The 18579-nt window shown below is 40.2% G+C and carries 14 protein-coding genes; 11 read left to right on the forward strand and 3 right to left on the reverse strand.

What is annotated here, in order from left to right; genetic code table 11:
* The first annotated feature begins 42 nt into the window (after positions 1-42).
* From PVK70_RS04770 to ygjK, 8 genes are all read left to right on the forward strand, one after another.
* Positions 43-3135: a beta-galactosidase gene (locus tag PVK70_RS04770; protein ID WP_130048298.1), complete on the forward strand. Its 3093-nt coding sequence runs from the start codon at positions 43-45 to the stop codon at positions 3133-3135.
* 174 nt (positions 3136-3309) lie between these two features.
* A complete protein-coding gene (locus tag PVK70_RS04775) occupies positions 3310-4320 on the forward strand; it encodes a substrate-binding domain-containing protein (RefSeq protein ID WP_130048297.1) in 1011 nt (336 codons plus the stop codon).
* Between the two features lie 164 nt (positions 4321-4484).
* Positions 4485-5480: a transcriptional regulator EbgR gene (gene ebgR, locus PVK70_RS04780; protein ID WP_130048296.1), complete on the forward strand. Its 996-nt coding sequence runs from the start codon at positions 4485-4487 to the stop codon at positions 5478-5480.
* A gap of 336 nt (positions 5481-5816) precedes the next feature.
* On the forward strand, positions 5817-8918 hold the full coding sequence (ebgA, locus tag PVK70_RS04785) for a beta-galactosidase subunit alpha (RefSeq protein ID WP_130048295.1): 3102 nt from the start codon (positions 5817-5819) through the stop codon (positions 8916-8918).
* Positions 8918-9370, forward strand: coding sequence for a beta-galactosidase subunit beta (locus PVK70_RS04790; protein ID WP_130048294.1), 453 nt, complete (start codon positions 8918-8920; stop codon positions 9368-9370). Before ebgA ends, PVK70_RS04790 begins: the two co-directional genes overlap by 1 nt.
* 92 nt (positions 9371-9462) lie before the next feature.
* Positions 9463-10890, forward strand: a complete 1428-nt coding sequence (locus tag PVK70_RS04795; RefSeq protein WP_130048293.1) for an amino acid permease — start codon at positions 9463-9465, stop codon at positions 10888-10890.
* A 239-nt stretch (positions 10891-11129) separates the two neighbouring features.
* Entirely contained in the window at positions 11130-12551 is a 1422-nt protein-coding gene (locus PVK70_RS04800; RefSeq protein ID WP_130048292.1) for an amino acid permease, read from the forward strand.
* A gap of 231 nt (positions 12552-12782) precedes the next feature.
* On the forward strand, positions 12783-15164 hold the full coding sequence (gene ygjK, locus PVK70_RS04805; protein WP_130048291.1) for an alpha-glucosidase: 2382 nt from the start codon (positions 12783-12785) through the stop codon (positions 15162-15164).
* Between the two features lie 82 nt (positions 15165-15246).
* Here ygjK and PVK70_RS04810 read toward each other — a convergent pair whose 3' ends face one another.
* The gene (locus PVK70_RS04810) at positions 15247-15645 is read right to left on the reverse strand and encodes a DoxX family protein (RefSeq protein WP_130048290.1); all 399 of its coding nucleotides are present in this window, start codon (positions 15643-15645) and stop codon (positions 15247-15249) included.
* Positions 15646-15663: 18 nt separating this feature from the next.
* Complete coding sequence (locus PVK70_RS04815) at positions 15664-16086, reverse strand: organic hydroperoxide resistance protein (protein ID WP_130048289.1); 423 nt, start codon at positions 16084-16086, stop codon at positions 15664-15666.
* Positions 16087-16231: 145 nt separating this feature from the next.
* Here PVK70_RS04815 and PVK70_RS04820 point away from each other — a divergent pair, with 145 nt between their 5' ends.
* Both PVK70_RS04820 and PVK70_RS04825 read left to right on the forward strand, forming a co-directional pair.
* Entirely contained in the window at positions 16232-16708 is a 477-nt protein-coding gene (locus PVK70_RS04820) for a MarR family winged helix-turn-helix transcriptional regulator (protein WP_130048288.1), read from the forward strand.
* A gap of 113 nt (positions 16709-16821) precedes the next feature.
* Positions 16822-17490 (forward strand): OmpA family protein, encoded by a 669-nt coding sequence (locus PVK70_RS04825; RefSeq protein ID WP_130045401.1) that lies wholly within the window; start codon positions 16822-16824, stop codon positions 17488-17490.
* A 144-nt stretch (positions 17491-17634) separates the two neighbouring features.
* Here the strand turns inward: PVK70_RS04825 and PVK70_RS04830 are convergent, their stop codons facing one another.
* Positions 17635-17805, reverse strand: coding sequence for a hypothetical protein (locus PVK70_RS04830; RefSeq protein WP_122032018.1), 171 nt, complete (start codon positions 17803-17805; stop codon positions 17635-17637).
* Positions 17806-17861: 56 nt separating this feature from the next.
* Between PVK70_RS04830 and PVK70_RS04835 the strand changes: the two genes are divergently transcribed.
* A complete protein-coding gene (locus PVK70_RS04835) occupies positions 17862-18560 on the forward strand; it encodes a metal-dependent hydrolase (RefSeq protein ID WP_130048287.1) in 699 nt (232 codons plus the stop codon).
* Positions 18561-18579: the final 19 nt, after the last annotated feature.

Here is an 18579-nt window from a genome sequence, read left to right on the forward strand (position 1 = left end):
TCATTTCGCACCCTCATTAAATCAGTACGTAGGAATATCACGATGGAATTTTCAGCCATTTTGCAACGACGCGATTGGGAAAACCCACAGTCGGTTAATATTCATTGCTTAAAAGCACACAGTCCATTAGCCAGCTTTCGCTCTCTTGCTGACGCACAAGAAAATCAGCGTTCTCAACGCACTTCATTAAACGGACAATGGAAATTTCACTTATTTTCAGCACCAGAAGTCGTCAATGGTGAATTCATTCAACCTGAATTTGATGATACGACATGGAATGACATTACCGTGCCTTCAAATTGGCAACTTCAGGGTTATGACAAACCTATTTATGCCAATGTAAAATACCCATTTGATGTCAATCCTCCTTATGTTCCACAAGAGAACCCAACAGGTTGCTACCGAACAACACTGTCATTAACAGAAGAAAATCTTACAGAAACACAGCGTATTATTTTTGATGGCGTTAATTCGGCTTTTCATCTGTGGTGTAACGGTGTGTGGATTGGTTATAGCCAAGACAGCCGTTTACCTACTGAATTTGACCTAACAGAGCACCTTCATGTTGGTAGCAATACCTTATCTGTCATGGTGATCCGTTGGAGTGATGGCAGCTATTTAGAAGATCAGGACATGTGGTGGCTAAGTGGGATATTCCGCGATGTCACTTTATTATCAAAACCAAAACAGTGCATTGAAGACGTATTTATTACCCCTGATTTAGATGCCTGTTATCGTGATGGCAGCTTATCGATTGTCACGACCATTAATGCTCCAGTAACATCACAAATTCAAACTCAGCTTTTTGATGAAAACGGTGCCATTACTGACGCTATCATTGCTTCACCACATAACAAACGCATCGATGAGCGTGGCTCGTATGACAATGTTATTTTTCAAACACTGTCAGTTCGTGATCCAAAAAAATGGACCGCTGAAACACCAAATCTATACCGCCTTGTTGTTTCATTATTAGACGAAGACGGACAACATATTGAAAGTGAAGCCTATCACGTTGGTTTTCGTAAAGTCGAAATCCACAATAGTCAGCTAAAGCTAAATGGCCAGCCTTTGTTGATCCGTGGCGTGAACCGTCATGAACACCACCCAGAGCTTGGGCATGTGATGACAGAAGAAGATATGATCCGCGATATCTGTCTGATGAAACAATATAACTTCAATGCCGTACGTACCGCACACTACCCTAACCACCCTCGATGGTATGAACTGTGTGATCAATACGGTTTGTATGTGTGTGATGAAGCCAATATCGAAACACATGGCATGATCCCAATGAATCGCTTATCAACCGATCCTCAGTGGACCCACGCCTACATGAGTCGTTATACACAAATGGTGATGCGAGATAAAAACCACGCCTCTATTATTTTATGGTCGCTGGGTAATGAATCAGGCCATGGCAGTACTCACAATGCGATGTACGCTTGGTCAAAACAGTTTGATCCCTCTCGTCCTGTGCAATACGAAGGCGGTGGCGCAAATAGCACAGCCACTGACATCATTTGCCCAATGTACGCCCGTGTAGATACCACCATTGAAGATGAAGCTGTTCCGAAATGGCCTATAAAAAAATGGGTTTCATTACCTAATGAACAACGCCCATTGATCTTATGTGAATACGCACATGCGATGGGAAATAGCCTAGGTAGTTTTGATGACTATTGGAAAGCCTTCCGCGAATACCCTCGCCTTCAAGGCGGTTTCATTTGGGATTGGGTTGATCAAGGGATCACTCAACACGATGAAAATGGACAACACTTCTGGGCTTATGGTGGTGATTTTGGTGATGTCATTAATGATCGTCAATTCTGTATTAATGGATTGATGTTCCCAGACAGAACACCACACCCTACGCTAGAAGAAGCAAAATACAGTCAACGAATGATCAACATTGAATTGATAAATCAAACATCAAATCAATGCACTTTACGCATTCATAATGAGCACCTTTTCCGTGCGGCTGATAATGAAGTATTGCAATGGCGTTTATTAGAAAATGGCGTTGCTGTATTAACAGGTGATCACGTATTAAGTATCGAGGCTAACGATAACGAAACCGTTAATCTAGACCTTGCATTCACCACAAAACCACAAGCGCAGTACCACTTATCCATCGATGTGACGTTACTCAGCGATACGCCATGGGCATCCACAGGTCATGTGATGACAACTGAGCAGTTTGTATTAACCAATCCAAATGGGTTAACGCTTCCTGCTACCAATGCTCTTATTGCTCCTTTATTAACAGAAGATGACAATCACATATTTATTACCAGTCATAACGAAGTGCATCAATGGCAATTAAACCGTGCGACGGGTCTTCTAACTGATTGGCAAGTCAACGATGAGCCTCAGTTTTTAGCATCACCAAAAGATAACTTTTTCCGTGCGCCATTAGATAATGACATTGGTGTGAGTGAAGTCGATTTTGTCGACCCAAATGCGTGGGTATGTCGCTGGGAAGAAGCCGGTATAGGTCACTGGAAGCAAGAGTGTATAAAGAGTCATGCCAATGTCTCATCTGATTCTGTCATGGTGAGTTCAACGTTTGCATACCAACACAACAATGAAATTCAAGCACTCTCTGTTTGGAATTATACCTTCTGTGATGATGGTGAAATGTCGCTTGATATCTCAGTAACATTGGCAGATCACTTACCACCAATGCCACGTATTGGGCTAGAACTTGAGTTGCCACTAAAACATAATAATACCAACATTTCATGGAAAGGATTAGGGCCATTTGAGAACTACCCAGATCGCTTAGCCGCTGCCCGTTTTGGTCACTACACTCAACCACTAGAAACGATGCATACACCGTATATTTTCCCGACAGACAGTGGGTTACGCTGCGATACTAAGTGGTTGCAAGCAGGTAATATTGAAATTATGGGAGACTATCAATTCAATGTCAGTCGATACAGCTTAGCTCAACTAACAAAAGCCAAACACACTAATGATTTGTATGAAGAAGATAAGGTCTATTTACGAATCGATCATAAGCACATGGGCGTTGGCGGCGATGACTCATGGAGCCCAAGTGTTCATAAGGAATATCAGTTGACCGATAAATCTTACCGTTATCAATTAAGTTTTAAACCTAAAACGCAGTAAACTCACTACTCTCAAATCAAATCCTCAGAATCGCCGTTCTGAGGATTTTTTTTGTTTTTCTTATCGCGATGTTAATTACATTGCTTTATTTAAAGATAAAATCCTTTATATTAAACAAGTTACTTCATCACAAACCAATACACCCTACAGCACAAATAAGAATAAGAGATTTCTATGGCGACCATTAAAGACGTAGCAAAAGAAGCAGGCGTATCGATTGCGACGACATCACGAGTCATCAACAATGCCCCACACACCAGTGAGAAAGCGATTGTTGCAGTCAAAAAAGCCATGGAAACCTTAGGTTATCGCCCCAATTCAAACGCTCGTGCTTTAGTAAGTAAAACATCAAATACCATTGGCGTGTTAGTAAATGACGTTTCTGCTCCTTTCTTTGGCTCTATGGTAAAAGCCATTGATACGGTTGCTAACGAACAAGGAAAACAGGTTCTTATTGGTAATGGGTATCATGATGCAACCAAAGAAAAAAACGCCATTGATTTACTAATTAATAGCCGTTGTGAATCATTAGTGGTGCACAGTAAAGGGTTAAGTAATGACGTTCTGATTAAATTAGCGGATGAAGTTCCAGGAATGGTTCTTATTAATCGCTTTATTCCTGAAATTTCCTCTCGCTGCATTGCACTTGATAATTACAAGGGCTCTTACCTTGCAACAGAGCACTTGATCCGCCAAGGGCACCAACACATCGGTTATATCTGCTCAAGTCATGAGATTGATGATGCTTATGATCGTAAAGCCGGTTACTTACAAGCATTAGAAGATAATAATATTAAAGTAAAAGAAGAATATATTGAATATGGCGAACCCGATGAAGAAGGCGGAGAACAAGCCGTAATCAATTTGATTGCTAAGAACACCCCCATTACAGCTATCGCTACTTATAACGATTATATGGCGGCAGGATGTATGGCATTATTGCAAGAAAACGGAATTCGTATCCCTGAAGACATGTCAGTCATTGGTTTTGATGATGGTCATATTGCTCGCTATATTTATCCTCGATTAACGACTATCCGTTATCCTATCCAAATCATGGCAAACCAAGCGGTAAACTTATCGCTCAAGTTAGCCAGTCGCGATACAGAAGAACAAACAGAGCATAAATTATTTATTCCAATTTTAGTTCGTCGCTCTTCTGTTGGTTGTATTTCATCGAAATAAAAACCATTAAGCCAACAAACCCAAAAGATTTTCGATAAAATGCGACGATTGTTTCTAAATACTAAAAGTTTTACTAAATTAGTTATAATTTGAGTATCGTAGCAAGTGTTAATTCAGTACTATAACGACAGAACAAATAACAAGACGTTTTGGCTGGAGGATGAATGGCAACGTTAAAGGAAATAGCCAGCGAAGCTGAAGTTTCATTGGCAACGGTATCTCGTGTATTAAACGAAGATCCAACACTAAGTGTAAAAGAAGAAACCAAGCGACGTATTTTCGAGATAGCAGAAAAGCTTGAGTACAAAACCAGTTCGACCCGTAAACTGGCCAGTGCTTTACCTCAAGTAGCAAAAGAACAACTGCACTTCCTTGCTTTATATAATTACAAACAAGAAACTGAAGTGAATGATCCTTACTACCTTGCGATTCGTCATGGTATTGAAACTCAATGTGATAAATTTGATATCACATTAACCAACAGTTATGAAAGCAGCCTAGAGATAAAGAACCCAAAGGTAGATGGTATTTTACTTGTTGGTCGTCAAACAAAAGAACAACTAAAAGCAATTCAAAAGATCAGCAAAAACATTGTTTATATTGATTATACCGATCACGATCAAAACTTTGATTCTGTCGATATTGATCTTGCTCGTATCAGTAAAGAAGTGATTAACTATTTCATGAACCAAGGCTATCAACGCATTGGCTTTATTGGTGGTCAGGATGATGAAAACTGTTCAGACATTCGTGAAGAAGTGTTTGCAGAATACGGCCAGCTAAAAGGCGTGGTTTCAGAATCCGATCTCTACCGTGGTGATTTCTCAAGTTCATCAGGTTATAAACTGGCTAAAGCAATGCTAGAAACCGACCATGCAAATGCGCTGTTTATTGCTTCAGACTCTATAGCTATTGGTGTATTGCGTGCGATTCATGAAAAAGGGTTACGCATTCCTGAAGACATTGCTTTAATCAGTGTCAATGACATACCAACTGCCAAGTTTACCTTCCCGTCACTCTCTACCGTTCGCATTCATTCAGAGCTAATGGGAAGCCAAGGTGTCAACTTATTGCTTGAACGCCGTCGTGATGAACGAGTTATCCCTGTTCGTGTGTATATTCCAAGTAAATTACGCTTGCGTGATACCACTAAAAAATAACTAAAAACTTTTTTTATTTTAATAAAAGCAGCGTTTATCACGCTGCTTTTTTTGCACCTAAATTTTAACGATTTACTCTACTCTTTTCTATTTCTGCACAATACACCATCACTTCACGATTATTTTATCTATTTATTAATCAATTAAGGTTAATGAATTGTTTCTACAACTCTTATTAACGTTACCAAGCTCACAAAGCTCAGTTCAATATGTGACCAAGTTAAAAGTAAAACAATTTACCGATTTGTTTTACTAAAACTTTAGTTAATATCTTTTACCAGAGAGTTATTAATTACCTATTTATAAGAACTATCGGCATCGTCCGGGAGGCTACACGTGAACAATTGGGAAAACTTCTTCCGCCTTAATGAAAACAGAATGGCACCGCGTGCTTACTTTTTCTCATACGATTCAGTTCAGTCTGCAAAGACATTCCAACGTGAATTAAGCAGCCACTACCAGTTATTAAGTGGCCAATGGACTTTCAACTTCTTCACTAACCCACTGCTTGTACCTGATGAGTTCTACTCTGAGCACATGAGCGATTGGGGCAACATTACCGTTCCAAACATGTGGCAAATGGAAGGTCATGGCGATCTTCAATACACCGATGAAGGCTTTCCTTTTCCTATCGATGTTCCTTTTGTACCAAGTGACAACCCTACTGGCGCTTATCAACGAACCTTCACATTAGGCGAAACTTGGAACAACAAACAAACCATTATTAAATTTGATGGCGTAGAAACTTACTTTGAAGTGTACGTAAACGGTAGCTACGTTGGTTTTAGTAAAGGTAGCCGTTTAACTGCTGAATTTGATATATCTGAATTTGCACAACAAGGTGAAAACCTGCTTTCTGTTCGTGTAATGCAATGGGCTGATTCAACTTACATTGAAGACCAAGACATGTGGTGGACTGGCGGTATCTTCCGTGATGTTTACCTCGTTGGTAAAGAGCAAGTTCATGTTCAAGACATTACTATCCGCACTGATTTTGATGCAAATTACCAAAGCGCGACACTGTCTTGCAAGGCAGATTTAGAAAACCTAACAAACAACTCAGTATCTAATTATTCACTTGATTATGCACTATTTGATGGTAAGGCTGTCATCTCTGAAGGTACCGTAAATTCACTCACTTTTGATGCAAACCATAATGTAGATATCAAGATTGATATGGAAAACCCAACGCATTGGACGGCAGAAAATCCTTACCTGTACCAACTTATCCTGACTCTAAAAGATGAGAATGGTAAAACATTAGAAATCATCCCGAACCGTGTTGGTTTCCGTGATATTAAAGTGCGAGATGGCCTGTTCTACATCAATAACAAATACGTCATGCTTCATGGTGTAAACCGTCACGATAACGATCACCTAAAGGGTCGCGCTGTCGGCATGGATCGTGTTGAGAAAGACATCGTATTAATGAAACAACACAACATCAACTCTGTACGTACTGCTCACTACCCTAATGATCCACGCTTTTATGAACTGTGTGACGTTTACGGTCTGTTTGTTATGGGTGAAACTGATGTAGAAACGCACGGCTTTGCTAACGTCGGTGATTTAAGCCGCATCACCAATGATCCTGCATGGGAACACGTATTTGTCGAGCGTATTGAGCGTCATATTCATGCTCAGAAAAACCACGCTTCTATCATCATGTGGTCGCTAGGTAATGAATCAGGCTACGGCTGTAACATCAAATCTATGTATGATGCAGCAAAAGCAATTGATGACACGCGTCTGGTTCATTATGAAGAAGATCGTGATGCTGAAGTGGTTGATATCATCAGTACTATGTACTCTCGTGCTCAACTAATGAATGCCTTTGGTGAGCATCCGCACAATAAACCACGCATCATTTGTGAATACGCACACGCAATGGGTAATGGTCCTGGCGGGTTAACTGAATACCAAAACGTATTCTACAAACATGACTCAATTCAAGGGCATTATGTTTGGGAATGGTGTGATCACGGCATCCTAGCGAAAGACGAAAACGGCACTGAGTTCTTAAAATACGGTGGCGATTACGGCGATTATCCAAACAACTACAACTTCTGTATGGATGGTTTGGTTTACTCGGATCAAACTCCAGGCCCAGGCTTAAAAGAATACAAGCAAGTTATCGCACCGGTTAAGATCCACGCTAAAGATGCAGCAAACGGCATTTTCACAGTAGATAACAAACTATGGTTCACAAACCTTGATGACTACACCATTACCGCTGAGATCCGTGCTGAAGGCGAAACTCTGCAAAGCACAACATTCAAAGTAGAAGGCTTAACTGAAAACTCCAGCCGTGATATTGAAATCACACTACCAGAATTGGATGGACGCGAAACATTCGTTAATTTCACAGTACGTAAAGATTCTCGCACTCTGTATAGCGAAGCGAATCACGATATTGCAGTTTATCAAGTTCAGTTAAAAGAAAACACAGAGCATCTTCCTGTGTTCTCTAACAGTAATGCAATCGCTCTTGATATCACAGCATCTCGTTTAGATTATGTGGTAAAAGGGTTGAACTTTGCGCTTACTTTCTCAAAAGTGAACGGTAAATTAACCTCATGGGTTGTAAACGGTGATGAGTTAATTGCCAGCGCACCTAAACTGAACTTCTTCAAACCAATGGTGGATAACCATAAGCAAGAGCATGAAGGTCTATGGGAGCCTGCACACCTTCAAATCATGCAAGAGCACTTCCGCTCTATCGAACTTGATGCCTCAAACGGTAAAGCCACTTTCACGGTAACCAGCATTATTGCGCCACCTGTGTTTGATTTTGGTATGCGTTGTACTTACGTTTATGAAATCAATAAAGAAGGCCAGTTAAATATTCAGTTATCTGGTGAACGTTACGGTGATTACCCTCATGTTATCCCTGTGATTGGTTTAGATCTTGGCATCAATAATGAGTTTGACCAAGTTCAATATTATGGTCGTGGCCCAGAAGAGAATTATCAAGACAGCCAACAAGCAAACATGATTGATGTATACCAAACCACCGTTGCTGATATGTTTGAGAACTACCCGTTCCCACAAAACAATGGTAACCGTCAGCATGTTCGTTGGGCATCGCTAGCTAACCGACATGGTAGTGGTCTGTTTGTTAAACCTGAGCAAGAGATTAACTTTAGCGCTTGGTTCTACACTAATCAGAACATTCATGAAGCGCAGCACACGATTGAACTTGAGAAGAGTGGTTACATCACACTTAACCTTGACCATAAACTAATGGGCTTAGGCTCAAACTCTTGGGGCTCTGAGGTGTTGGATTCATACCGTGTTTACATGGATAAATTCCAATACGCACTGACTTTGGTTCCATTTCAACAAGGTGGCTGTTCACCAAAAGCATTGGCAAACCACACATTCATCTCAAACACAGCATTCACTTCAAAAACAACAATTGAAGGCGGAGAAAAGTAATGATCATTTTAGACAATCTAGAACAATTTAAAGTGGTATATCGTGACGGTCGTAAATGGAACCGTTGTGTTGAAGCGATTGAAAACATTGGCAACCTAAGAGATGGGATCATGTATTCAATTGGTGATTCTCTGGTGTACATGATTGAAGATGGCGTGGCTAAAAACACAGAAACCTTTGTTGGTAACCGCCGATACTTTGATATTCATTACTACCTAGAAGGCCGTGAAACCGTAGAGGTTGCAAATAAGTCTGAACTAGAAAGCGTGCAAGCGTATTCCGATGAAACGGATCGTGAACACCTAAATGGCAACGGTCAAATACACCAACTTTGTGAAGGTCAAGTTGCTGTATTTGATAACAGCAAAGCCTATAAATTCCATGGCGATAGTCGTGTTCGTAAAGTGGTTCTAAAAGTCACTATCGAAGATGGCTACTTCCTGAATAAATAAGTAATACCTGAAATAAAAAACTATGAGAGGGGTTGGATCTTAACCGACCAAACCCCTCCTACCCTACAATATGTGATTCATCGGAGTACCTTATGTCTACATCAACTCGAGGCACAATAGGCAAGTTCGCCTTACTGTCTATGACTTTTGCTGCAGTTTATAGCTTCAATAATATCATCAATAATAATATTGAAATCGGGCTATCTTCTGCACCTATGTTCTTCTTGGCTACCCTGTTCTACTTTGTTCCATTCTGTTTAATTGTTGCTGAATTTGTATCGCTTAATAAAAGCTCTGAGGCTGGCGTTTATGCTTGGGTAAAAAGCTCATTAGGCGGTCGTTGGGCATTCATCACCGCGTATACTTACTGGTTCGTTAATCTATTCTTCTTTACCTCTTTGCTGCCAAGAATCATCGCTTATGCCTCTTATGCATTCTTAGGGTTTGAATACATTTTTACACCATTAACGACCGCGGTATTAAGTACCCTACTGTTTGCGGTAGCGACTCATGTATCAAACAATGGTGCGAAATTACTAGGTCCAATTACCTCGCTAACCTCATCATTAATGCTTCTGCTTACTCTGTCTTACATTCTGTTATCAGGCGGCGCGTTAATTGGTGGTATTGAGCCAGCAGATCCAATCACAATCGAAGCAATGACCCCATCATTTAACTGGGCTTTTCTTGGCGTAATCACGTGGATCTTCATGGCGGCTGGGGGTGCAGAATCGGTAGCGGTTTATGTAAACGACATTAAAGGCGGTCACAAGTCTTTCGTGAAGGTTATCATCATTGCGGGTATCTTCATTGGTGCGCTTTACTCTGTGGGATCTATCTTAGCGAACGTATTTGTCCCTCGTGAAGTATTGAAATTTACAGGTGGCTCAGTACAAGTATTTGAAGGTTTAGCAAGACACTATGGTTTATCTGAAATCTTAATGAACCGTTTTGTTGGTGTGGTTTCATTTACGGCAATGCTTGGCTCTCTTCTAATGTGGACTGCAACTCCAGTTAAGATCTTCTTCTCTGAAATTCCAAAAGGCATCTTCGGTGAAAAGACGGTTGCACTAAACAAACAAGGTGTGCCTGAGCGTGCAGCATGGATTCAGTTCTTAATCGTTATTCCACTGATGTTTATTCCTACATTAGCGTCTGATACGGTACAAGATTTAATGAGTACTATCATTAACATGACAGCGGCGGCTTCTATGCTTCCACCACTGTTCATCATGATTGCATACTTGAATCTACGTTTAAAACTGGATCACCTAGAGCGTGATTTTAGAATGGGATCTCGTCTTACTGGTATCACGATTGTTTCTATTCTAATTGGTATTTTCACGGTAGGTTTCTTTGCGTCAACCTTCCCAACAGGTGCTGATATCATGACGATTATCTTCTACAACGTTGGCGGCATTGTTATCTTCCTTGGTTACGCATGGTGGAAATACAGCCAATACGAGAAATCACTAAGCAAAGAAGAGCTTATTGAGGAATCAAAACCTGCGGCTCAGTAATTAAAGAAACTACATAATTGAAGCGCCCGTCATGGGCGTTTTTTTTGTCTAAAATAAAAACAACACCAGAGTAGATCACCATCACATTTTGCTGTTTTCTTAATCTTGATTTAATGACATATCTCACAGTAACCCTTAGTAAAACTTATTACTATAATTTTACTAAAAACACCCAAATTTTATTAACTAAAATTATAAACTCATAACCCAAACGCAAACATACTAGGGATACAATTATTATGTCTGATTCTTTACGAGGGACAATTGGCAAATTTGCCTTGCTGTCGATGACAATGGCGGCGGTATTCAACGTTCGTAACATTGTTAATAACAATATTGAGCTAGGATTAAGCTCTGCTCCTATCTTTTTATTCGCAACGTTAGTTTACTTTATCCCTTTTGTTTTTATCATTGCAGAATTTGTGTCTGCCAATAAAAACTCAGAATCTGGAATGTACGATTGGTTAAAGCAACCTCTTGGTACCAAAATGGCTTACCTAGGCTCGTTCCTTTATTGGTTTGTAAATCTATTCTGGTTTGTCTCTCTACTTCCTAACGTAATTGCTTATGCTTCTTATGCAATGTTAGGTTATGAGTATGCTTTCTCTCCTGTTGTCACTTCTGTTATCTCGATTATTTTATTTGCAGCTGCGACGCATATCTCCACCAAAGGTGCATCTTGGTTAGGTAAGATATCTGAAATGGTTGCTTATGGTGTCTTTGCTCTATTTGGTATTTACGTTATCGGTGCACTAATGGCACTAGGAGGCGACCATACTCCAGCTCAACCAATCACAATGGAAGCCATGACCCCAACGATTAACTGGGCAACACTGGGTATTATGTGTTGGATTTTCCAAGCCGCCGGTGGTGCAGAAACTGCCGCTGCTTATTTGAAAGATGTAAAAGGCGGTCAAAAGACGTTTATTAAAGTTATCATCGCAGCAGGTATCTTAATTGGTGCTATGTACGCTGTAGGCTCTTTACTTGTCAACGTATTCGTACCACGCGAAAGCCTAACCTACGCAGGCGGTATGGTTGAAATATTTACGGGTATGGCTCAATTCTTCAATATCTCTGAATCATTAGTTGGTCGCTTTGTGGGTATTGTTCTTTTCATCGCAATGTTTGGTTCTATGATGATGTGGACTGCAGCGCCTGTTAAAATTCACTTCTCTGAAATCCCTCAAGGTGTATACGGTGAAAAAACGACAGAACTAAATGAACACGGTGTTCCTGTTCGTGCAGCATGGTGGCAATTTGCTTTTGTAGTTGTGATGCTAGTTGTTAACGGCTTTGGTTCTGAGTCAGTACAAGAAATGATGAGCACGGCTATTAACCTAACAGCCGGAACAGCAATGCTTCCACCAATCTTCATCATGGTTGCTTACTTTGTTTTCCGCTTGAAGCATGATGATACTCCTCGTGATTTCCGTATGGGCTCGCGTAAAGTAGGCATGGGTGTTGTGTCTGTGCTTATCACTATCTTTGTAGTAAGTATGACAGCATCAGCCTTCCCAACGGGTGTTGATTTAGTTCAAGCATTCTTCATTAATGTATTTATGACGATGGTATTCTCCGCTCTTGCATACTGGTGGATCTCTCGCTTTGAAAAGAAGCAAGCAAAAGCCATTGAACCAAAAACAGCTACAGTAAAATAGGTAGAAATCAAATTAGCATTTAGTTTTCCATACCATACCTAAAGCAAAAGGCACTGATCCCCCTCAGTGCCTTTTTAATATCTACTTTCGTTATGCCAACTGAATCACACTCCATCTTTATATCACCTTATTAAATGAGACTGAGTTCACGGACAGTCACTCTATTTATTAATACCATGCACAAAGTTAAATTTACTAAACCTTTACTAAATCAATTATAAGAATTTAATTATGAATTTAAAAATTTCTGCACTTGCTGTTGCTACTGCCCTTTTTGCTGTGGGCTGCGCACAAACATCACCTACAGACCTTAACTCTACTGAGCTTAAAGCGGCACAATTTAAAGACGTGATTGATCGCACGGGTTCCCCTGAATATATGCGTGATTACGATTTTGATGATCACCAACGTTTTAACCCATTCTTTGACATGGGCTCTTGGCACGGCCATCTACTACCAGACAACGATGATGGTATGGGTGGTTTTCCTGGAACGGCTTTACTTACCGAAGAATACATTAATTTCATGGCAAACAATTTCGATCGCCTAAGTGTATTTAAAGATGGCAAGAAAGTTGAATTTACTATGGAAGCGTACAGCCTTCCTGGTGCATTAGTGCAAGTATTAAGCTCTGATGGCGTAAAAATAGAAATGACACTGCGCTTTGCAACAAACCGCACTTCTTTAGTTGAAACTAAAATCACAACCAACTCACCTGTTGAGCTTGTTTGGGATGGTGAGCTAATCGAAGGTAATCACGCAAAAGAAGAAAAATCTCAATCAGATAAAACCATTGCTGAAGCATACCCTAATTATGATCGTCACATTGAAGCAACAGATGATGGTCTAAAAGTGACTTTTGGTGAGGTTCGCGCGACATGGTCATTATTAACTTCTGGCGACTCTGAGTACCAAGTTCATAAATCTATTCCTACGACGACTACCGTTGATGGCTTAAGCTTTACCTCTAAAGCAAACATTGAGCAATCCACCACAATTTATACTACGTATTCTCATATATTAACCGCTGAAGAGAACCAAGCAGAGCAAGCTAAAATCACTGACATTCTAGCAAATCCGAATCAATATTTAGTTGCGACTGAAAAACGTTGGGAAGAATACCTTGATAAAGGTTTAACCAACCCAAATGCAACCCCTGAACAAGAGCGCGTTGCAGTAAAAGCAATGGAAACGCTTAATGGTAACTGGCGCGGTGCGGCTGGTGCAATGGAGTTTGACTCAGTAACACCATCTGTAACCGCTCGTTGGTTCTCAGGTAACCAAACATGGCCTTGGGATACGTGGAAACAAGCGTATGCAATGGCACACTTCAACCCTGAAGTAGCAAAAGATAATATTCGCGCTATGTTTGCTTACCAAATCCAAGCTGACGATGCTGTTCGCCCTTGGGATGCCGGTTTTATTCCTGATTTATTAGCCTACAACACAAGCCCTGAGCGTGGTGGTGACGGTGGTAACTGGAATGAGCGAAACACAAAACCAAGTCTTGCTGCATGGGCAGTAATGGAAGTATACAAAACCACTGAAGATAAAGCGTGGTTAGAAGAAATGTACCCTAAATTGGTTGCTTATCATGATTGGTGGTTACGTAATCGTGATAACAATGGTAACGGTGTGCCTGAGTATGGCGCTTCACGCGATAAGGCGCACAATACAGATAATGGCGATATGCTGTTTACGGTTGAGCGTGGTGATAAGAAAGAAGAACTTGCAGGCTTGGATAAATACCAAGAGATCATAAAATCTGGTAACTATGACCACATTGAGATCCCTGCACAAACGGCAGCGTCTTGGGAGTCTGGTCGTGATGATGCCGCAGCCTTTGGTTTTATCGATAAAGATCAATTAGACGCTTATGTTGCAAATGGTGGTAAACGCTCGGATTGGGAAGTGAAATTCGCACAAAACCGAGATAAAGATGGCACGCTACTGGGTTATTCTCTACTGCAAGAGTCTGTTGACCAAGCAAGCTACATGTTCAGTGACAACCAGTATCTAGCTCAAATGGCCGATATTCTAGGTAAAGATACTGATGCAAAAGAGTTCCGTGAAAAAGCCGATAAGTTAGCAAGTTACATCAACACTTGTATGTTTGATGAAGGTACTGGCTTCTTCTACGATATCCGTATTGAAGACAAACCATTAGCAAACGGCTGTGCAGGTAAACCAATTGTTGAGCGTGGCAAAGGCCCTGAAGGTTGGTCACCACTCTTCAATAAAGCGGCAACCCAAGCAAACGCTGACGCTGTTGTTAAAGTGATGAAGGATACCTCTGAATTCAATACTTATATTCCACTAGGTACGGCAGCACTATCTAGCCCTGCATTTGGTCCTGATATCTATTGGCGCGGGCGCGTTTGGGTTGACCAGTTCTACTTTGGCCTAAAAGGCATGGAAAGCTACGGCTACCGTGATGATGCGGTTGAAATGGCAGGCGCATTCTTTGATCACGCAGATGGTCTAGTTGGTGACGGTCCAATCCGTGAAAACTACAATCCATTAACGGGCGATCAGCAAGGTGCACCAAATTTCTCTTGGAGTTCAGCTCACCTTTACATGCTTTATAATGATTTCTTTACTTCTGAAAAGTAATTGAATGTATTAAATAACAAATAAAAAAAAGGGATATGAATCACCTCATATCCCTTTTGCTTTTATACTCTATATTATTTCATCATTGTGATACTGATTTTGCTTTACAGCACTCCGGCATTGAATGCCCTGAAAGTACTAACAAACCAGCAAAAATACCTAGATTTTTAATGAAATTTTGCATCTCATGCGCGCCTTCCAATCCTGAATAATTCCAGAAATCATGCAGCGATACATTAATGACTAATACTAATCCTGCCAGTAGTAAGGCAACTATCCATGTAAAACGGTTTGCTATTAATAAAATAGCAGCACCAATTTGAAAGATACCTGCAAGCCCCAATAGGACAGGAACAAATGGCATGTCATGCTTTTCCATTAATTGGATGTGCATATCCCACGACACAAATTTCATGATACCTGGAACCAAGAAATACAGTGCCAGAAGTACACGCCCTACGGTTAGTAATAGAGTATTCATTTAATCAATCCCTATGAATTAAAGTGCAACACCATTAACTGATAATTTCACATCAATATTGCCTTTCACGGCATTTGAGTACGGGCAAACTTGGTGTGCTGTTTTCACTAATTGTTGAGCTTGTTCTTCATCTAATTCTAACGTCACTGCTAAAGCAACGGTTAATGCAAAACCGCCAGTTGCATTTGGACCAATACCCACTTCAGCTGATACTGGCGCTTGAGTCAGTTTGATTTTCATCTCACGAGCCACGTGCAGAATCGCATTTGAGAAACACGCAGAATAACCAGCTGCAAACAACTGTTCAGGATTGGTTGCTTCACCGGTTCCACCCATCTCTTTTGGGTAACTTAGCGCAAGATCAAGCATGTTATCGTCTGTTGTTACTTGACCGTTGCGTCCTGCTGAAGCGGTTGCTGTTGTTGTGTATAACGTTGTCATAATGATGTCCTTTTATCGAATAGCACTGAGAAATTTAATTGACCACAATTAAATTGTGCACAATTTTCTTTCGGTAAGTATAAGTCGATTTAAAGATAAAAAACAAGTATATTGTGCACAATCTAGTTTTATTTTTGGTATGAATATGAATAATAACCTTGAACTATCTATTCAAGAAGAGAGTGATTCCCCCCAACTATTGCTTAAAAATCAAGTTTGTTTTTCTCTTTATAGCGCCTCAAACGCAATGATCAGAGCTTACCGCCCACTCCTAAGCAAACTGGATCTTACTTATCCACAATACTTAGCAATGATGGTTATTTGGGAAAGAAATGGCATCAATGTAAAAGAATTAGGTCAAGAGCTGCACCTAGACTCAGGAACCTTAACGCCTTTATTAAAACGTCTAGAAGTGAAAGAAATCATTACTCGCCAACGCAGCACTCAAGATGAACGTATTCGACAAGTGTTTCTCACAACTAAAGGCGTCAAGTTAAAGGAGCAAGCACTCACTGTTCCTAATGCTATTTTTTGCAAAAGCCAATTAGAGATTGAAGAGCTACAACAATTAAAAGCAACTTGTGAAGCGTTACTAATAAATCTAGAAAATAATTTTAAGTGACTTATTTCACATAATTATAAGCTCTTCTATCAATAAAGAGCTTTTCAAGGCATTGATTTTTGATCATCTAGGAGTACACTGCGCGACACAGATGTATATAACTAGAGAAAAAAATGAAAAAAATCACTATTGCGCTTGCACTACTTATCACTTTAACTGGTTGTCAGGCTACTCAACGTCAAAATGCAACCACCGGTGAAACAGAAACAAACTCAGCTACCAAAGGCGCTCTTGCTGGTGTTCTTGCGGGTGTTGCTATTGGCCTTGCTAGCGGCGACAACGCAAAAGAGCGTCGTAAAAATGCACTTATTGGCGCTGCAGCTGGTGGCGCGGTTGGAGGCGGTGTTGGCTATTACTTTGATAGCCAAGAAAAAGCATTACGTAACGAGCTAAAAAGCTCTGGTGTTCAAGTTGAACGTGTGGGTGAAAACGAGTTGAAGCTAGTAATGGATAACGGCATTGGTTTTCAATCAAGCTCTTACCAATTAGATTCTAGTATTTACAATACATTAAATGGTGTTGCTCGTATTCTTGTTGAATACCCAGATACAGCTCTTCAAATTGACGGTCATACAGACAGTTCTGGCAATGCAACAAAAAACCAAACACTATCAGAGCAACGTGCTGATTCTGTTCGTACTTACCTAATCAAACAAAAAGTAGCCGCTGGACGTGTTCATGCCCGTGGCTACGGTGAGCGTTACCCTGTTTGTGATAATTCTACATCGCAAGGCCGTGCTTGTAACCGCCGCGTAGAAATCACCATTCTTCCACTTAAATAATTGTTAATAACAATAAAACCACAAGGTAACTGTATATAAACACAGTTATTTATTGGCTTTCAGTATTTACTGTTATAGAATCAAAAATCCCCCGAGATGTTAAGCATCAAGGGGGATTTTTATTTGAAGGCTAAATTCTATTTCTTATTGAACTGCGTCTTCTATTTTATCGACAACAAGATCTTTCCCATCAACGATAGTTTCTTGTACTTTCTCAAAGGCATCCGAATCCATAACATTTTGAACTTCATCGCCATAGTTCATACCAATATAAATTCCTAACGCGATGAACAGTAATGCAAATATTTTAAACATAATCACTTATCTCAATAATTCAGCCTTCATTTTACAAAAGAATTCTTAGAAAACCTATGGCAAATTTCAGTACTCATTTAAATGTTGCCGCATTGGCATCAGGTGTGACTTCCGCTGCCCTATTGTCAGCGAATCACATCGAACTTAATACCGCATTATGGTTGTGGTTTTTAGGCACTATTGGTGGCCTATTACCTGATATCGACTCTGATAATTCAACCTCGTTAGATATCATATTTAATCTATTTACTATTTGTATAGTACTACTGAGCATACGTTACTTTACTAGTGATGCTATCGATGAAAGGCAGTTTTTACTTCTCATTGGTTTACCTGTTGTGATTCATCTGTTTATCAAATTCGGCATACGTAATGTATTTGAATGGCAGACTATTCATCGTGGTATCTGTCACTCTTTATTATTTCTGTTATTTTGTGGACTATTCACGACGAATATTACGTGTTTTATTCTGAGTGATGATGTTAAAGGCTGGGATCATATTGCTTGGCTTTCTGGGGCATTTGTTTTCGCTGGAGGGGTAGTTCATTTGCTTTTAGATGAGCTCTACAGTGTTGATTTAGCAAACGTTCGTATCAAACGTTCCTTTGGCTCAGCCTTAAAACTAACCGATTTTTCTAATCGACCTTTATCTGCTTTGTTTATTATAGCCAACGCGATACTCTTTTGGTTTGCACCACCTGTTCACTCCACTATTATCGCACTAAGTGATTGGCGTTTCTTTAAATTATGGTAATAAGCCACTAGCGCACATA

The organism is Aliivibrio sp. A6, from assembly GCF_028765505.1.
In the GTDB taxonomy this organism is placed as follows: Bacteria; Pseudomonadota; Gammaproteobacteria; order Enterobacterales; family Vibrionaceae; genus Aliivibrio; species Aliivibrio finisterrensis_A.

Excerpts from the sequence above, each read along its gene's own strand:
- PVK70_RS04770 (WP_130048298.1), top strand. The coding sequence starts at position 43 with ATGGAATTTTCAGCCATTTTGCAACGACGCGATTGGGAAAACCCACAG.
- PVK70_RS04775 (WP_130048297.1), top strand. The coding sequence starts at position 3,310 with ATGGCGACCATTAAAGACGTAGCAAAAGAAGCAGGCGTATCGATTGCG.
- ebgR (WP_130048296.1), top strand. The coding sequence starts at position 4,485 with ATGGCAACGTTAAAGGAAATAGCCAGCGAAGCTGAAGTTTCATTGGCA.
- PVK70_RS04790 (WP_130048294.1), top strand. The coding sequence starts at position 8,918 with ATGATCATTTTAGACAATCTAGAACAATTTAAAGTGGTATATCGTGAC.
- PVK70_RS04795 (WP_130048293.1), top strand. The coding sequence starts at position 9,463 with ATGTCTACATCAACTCGAGGCACAATAGGCAAGTTCGCCTTACTGTCT.
- PVK70_RS04800 (WP_130048292.1), top strand. The coding sequence starts at position 11,130 with ATGTCTGATTCTTTACGAGGGACAATTGGCAAATTTGCCTTGCTGTCG.
- ygjK (WP_130048291.1), top strand. The coding sequence starts at position 12,783 with ATGAATTTAAAAATTTCTGCACTTGCTGTTGCTACTGCCCTTTTTGCT.
- PVK70_RS04810 (WP_130048290.1), bottom strand. The coding sequence starts at position 15,645 with ATGAATACTCTATTACTAACCGTAGGGCGTGTACTTCTGGCACTGTAT.
- PVK70_RS04815 (WP_130048289.1), bottom strand. The coding sequence starts at position 16,086 with ATGACAACGTTATACACAACAACAGCAACCGCTTCAGCAGGACGCAAC.
- PVK70_RS04820 (WP_130048288.1), top strand. The coding sequence starts at position 16,232 with ATGAATAATAACCTTGAACTATCTATTCAAGAAGAGAGTGATTCCCCC.
- PVK70_RS04825 (WP_130045401.1), top strand. The coding sequence starts at position 16,822 with ATGAAAAAAATCACTATTGCGCTTGCACTACTTATCACTTTAACTGGT.
- PVK70_RS04830 (WP_122032018.1), bottom strand. The coding sequence starts at position 17,805 with ATGTTTAAAATATTTGCATTACTGTTCATCGCGTTAGGAATTTATATT.
- PVK70_RS04835 (WP_130048287.1), top strand. The coding sequence starts at position 17,862 with ATGGCAAATTTCAGTACTCATTTAAATGTTGCCGCATTGGCATCAGGT.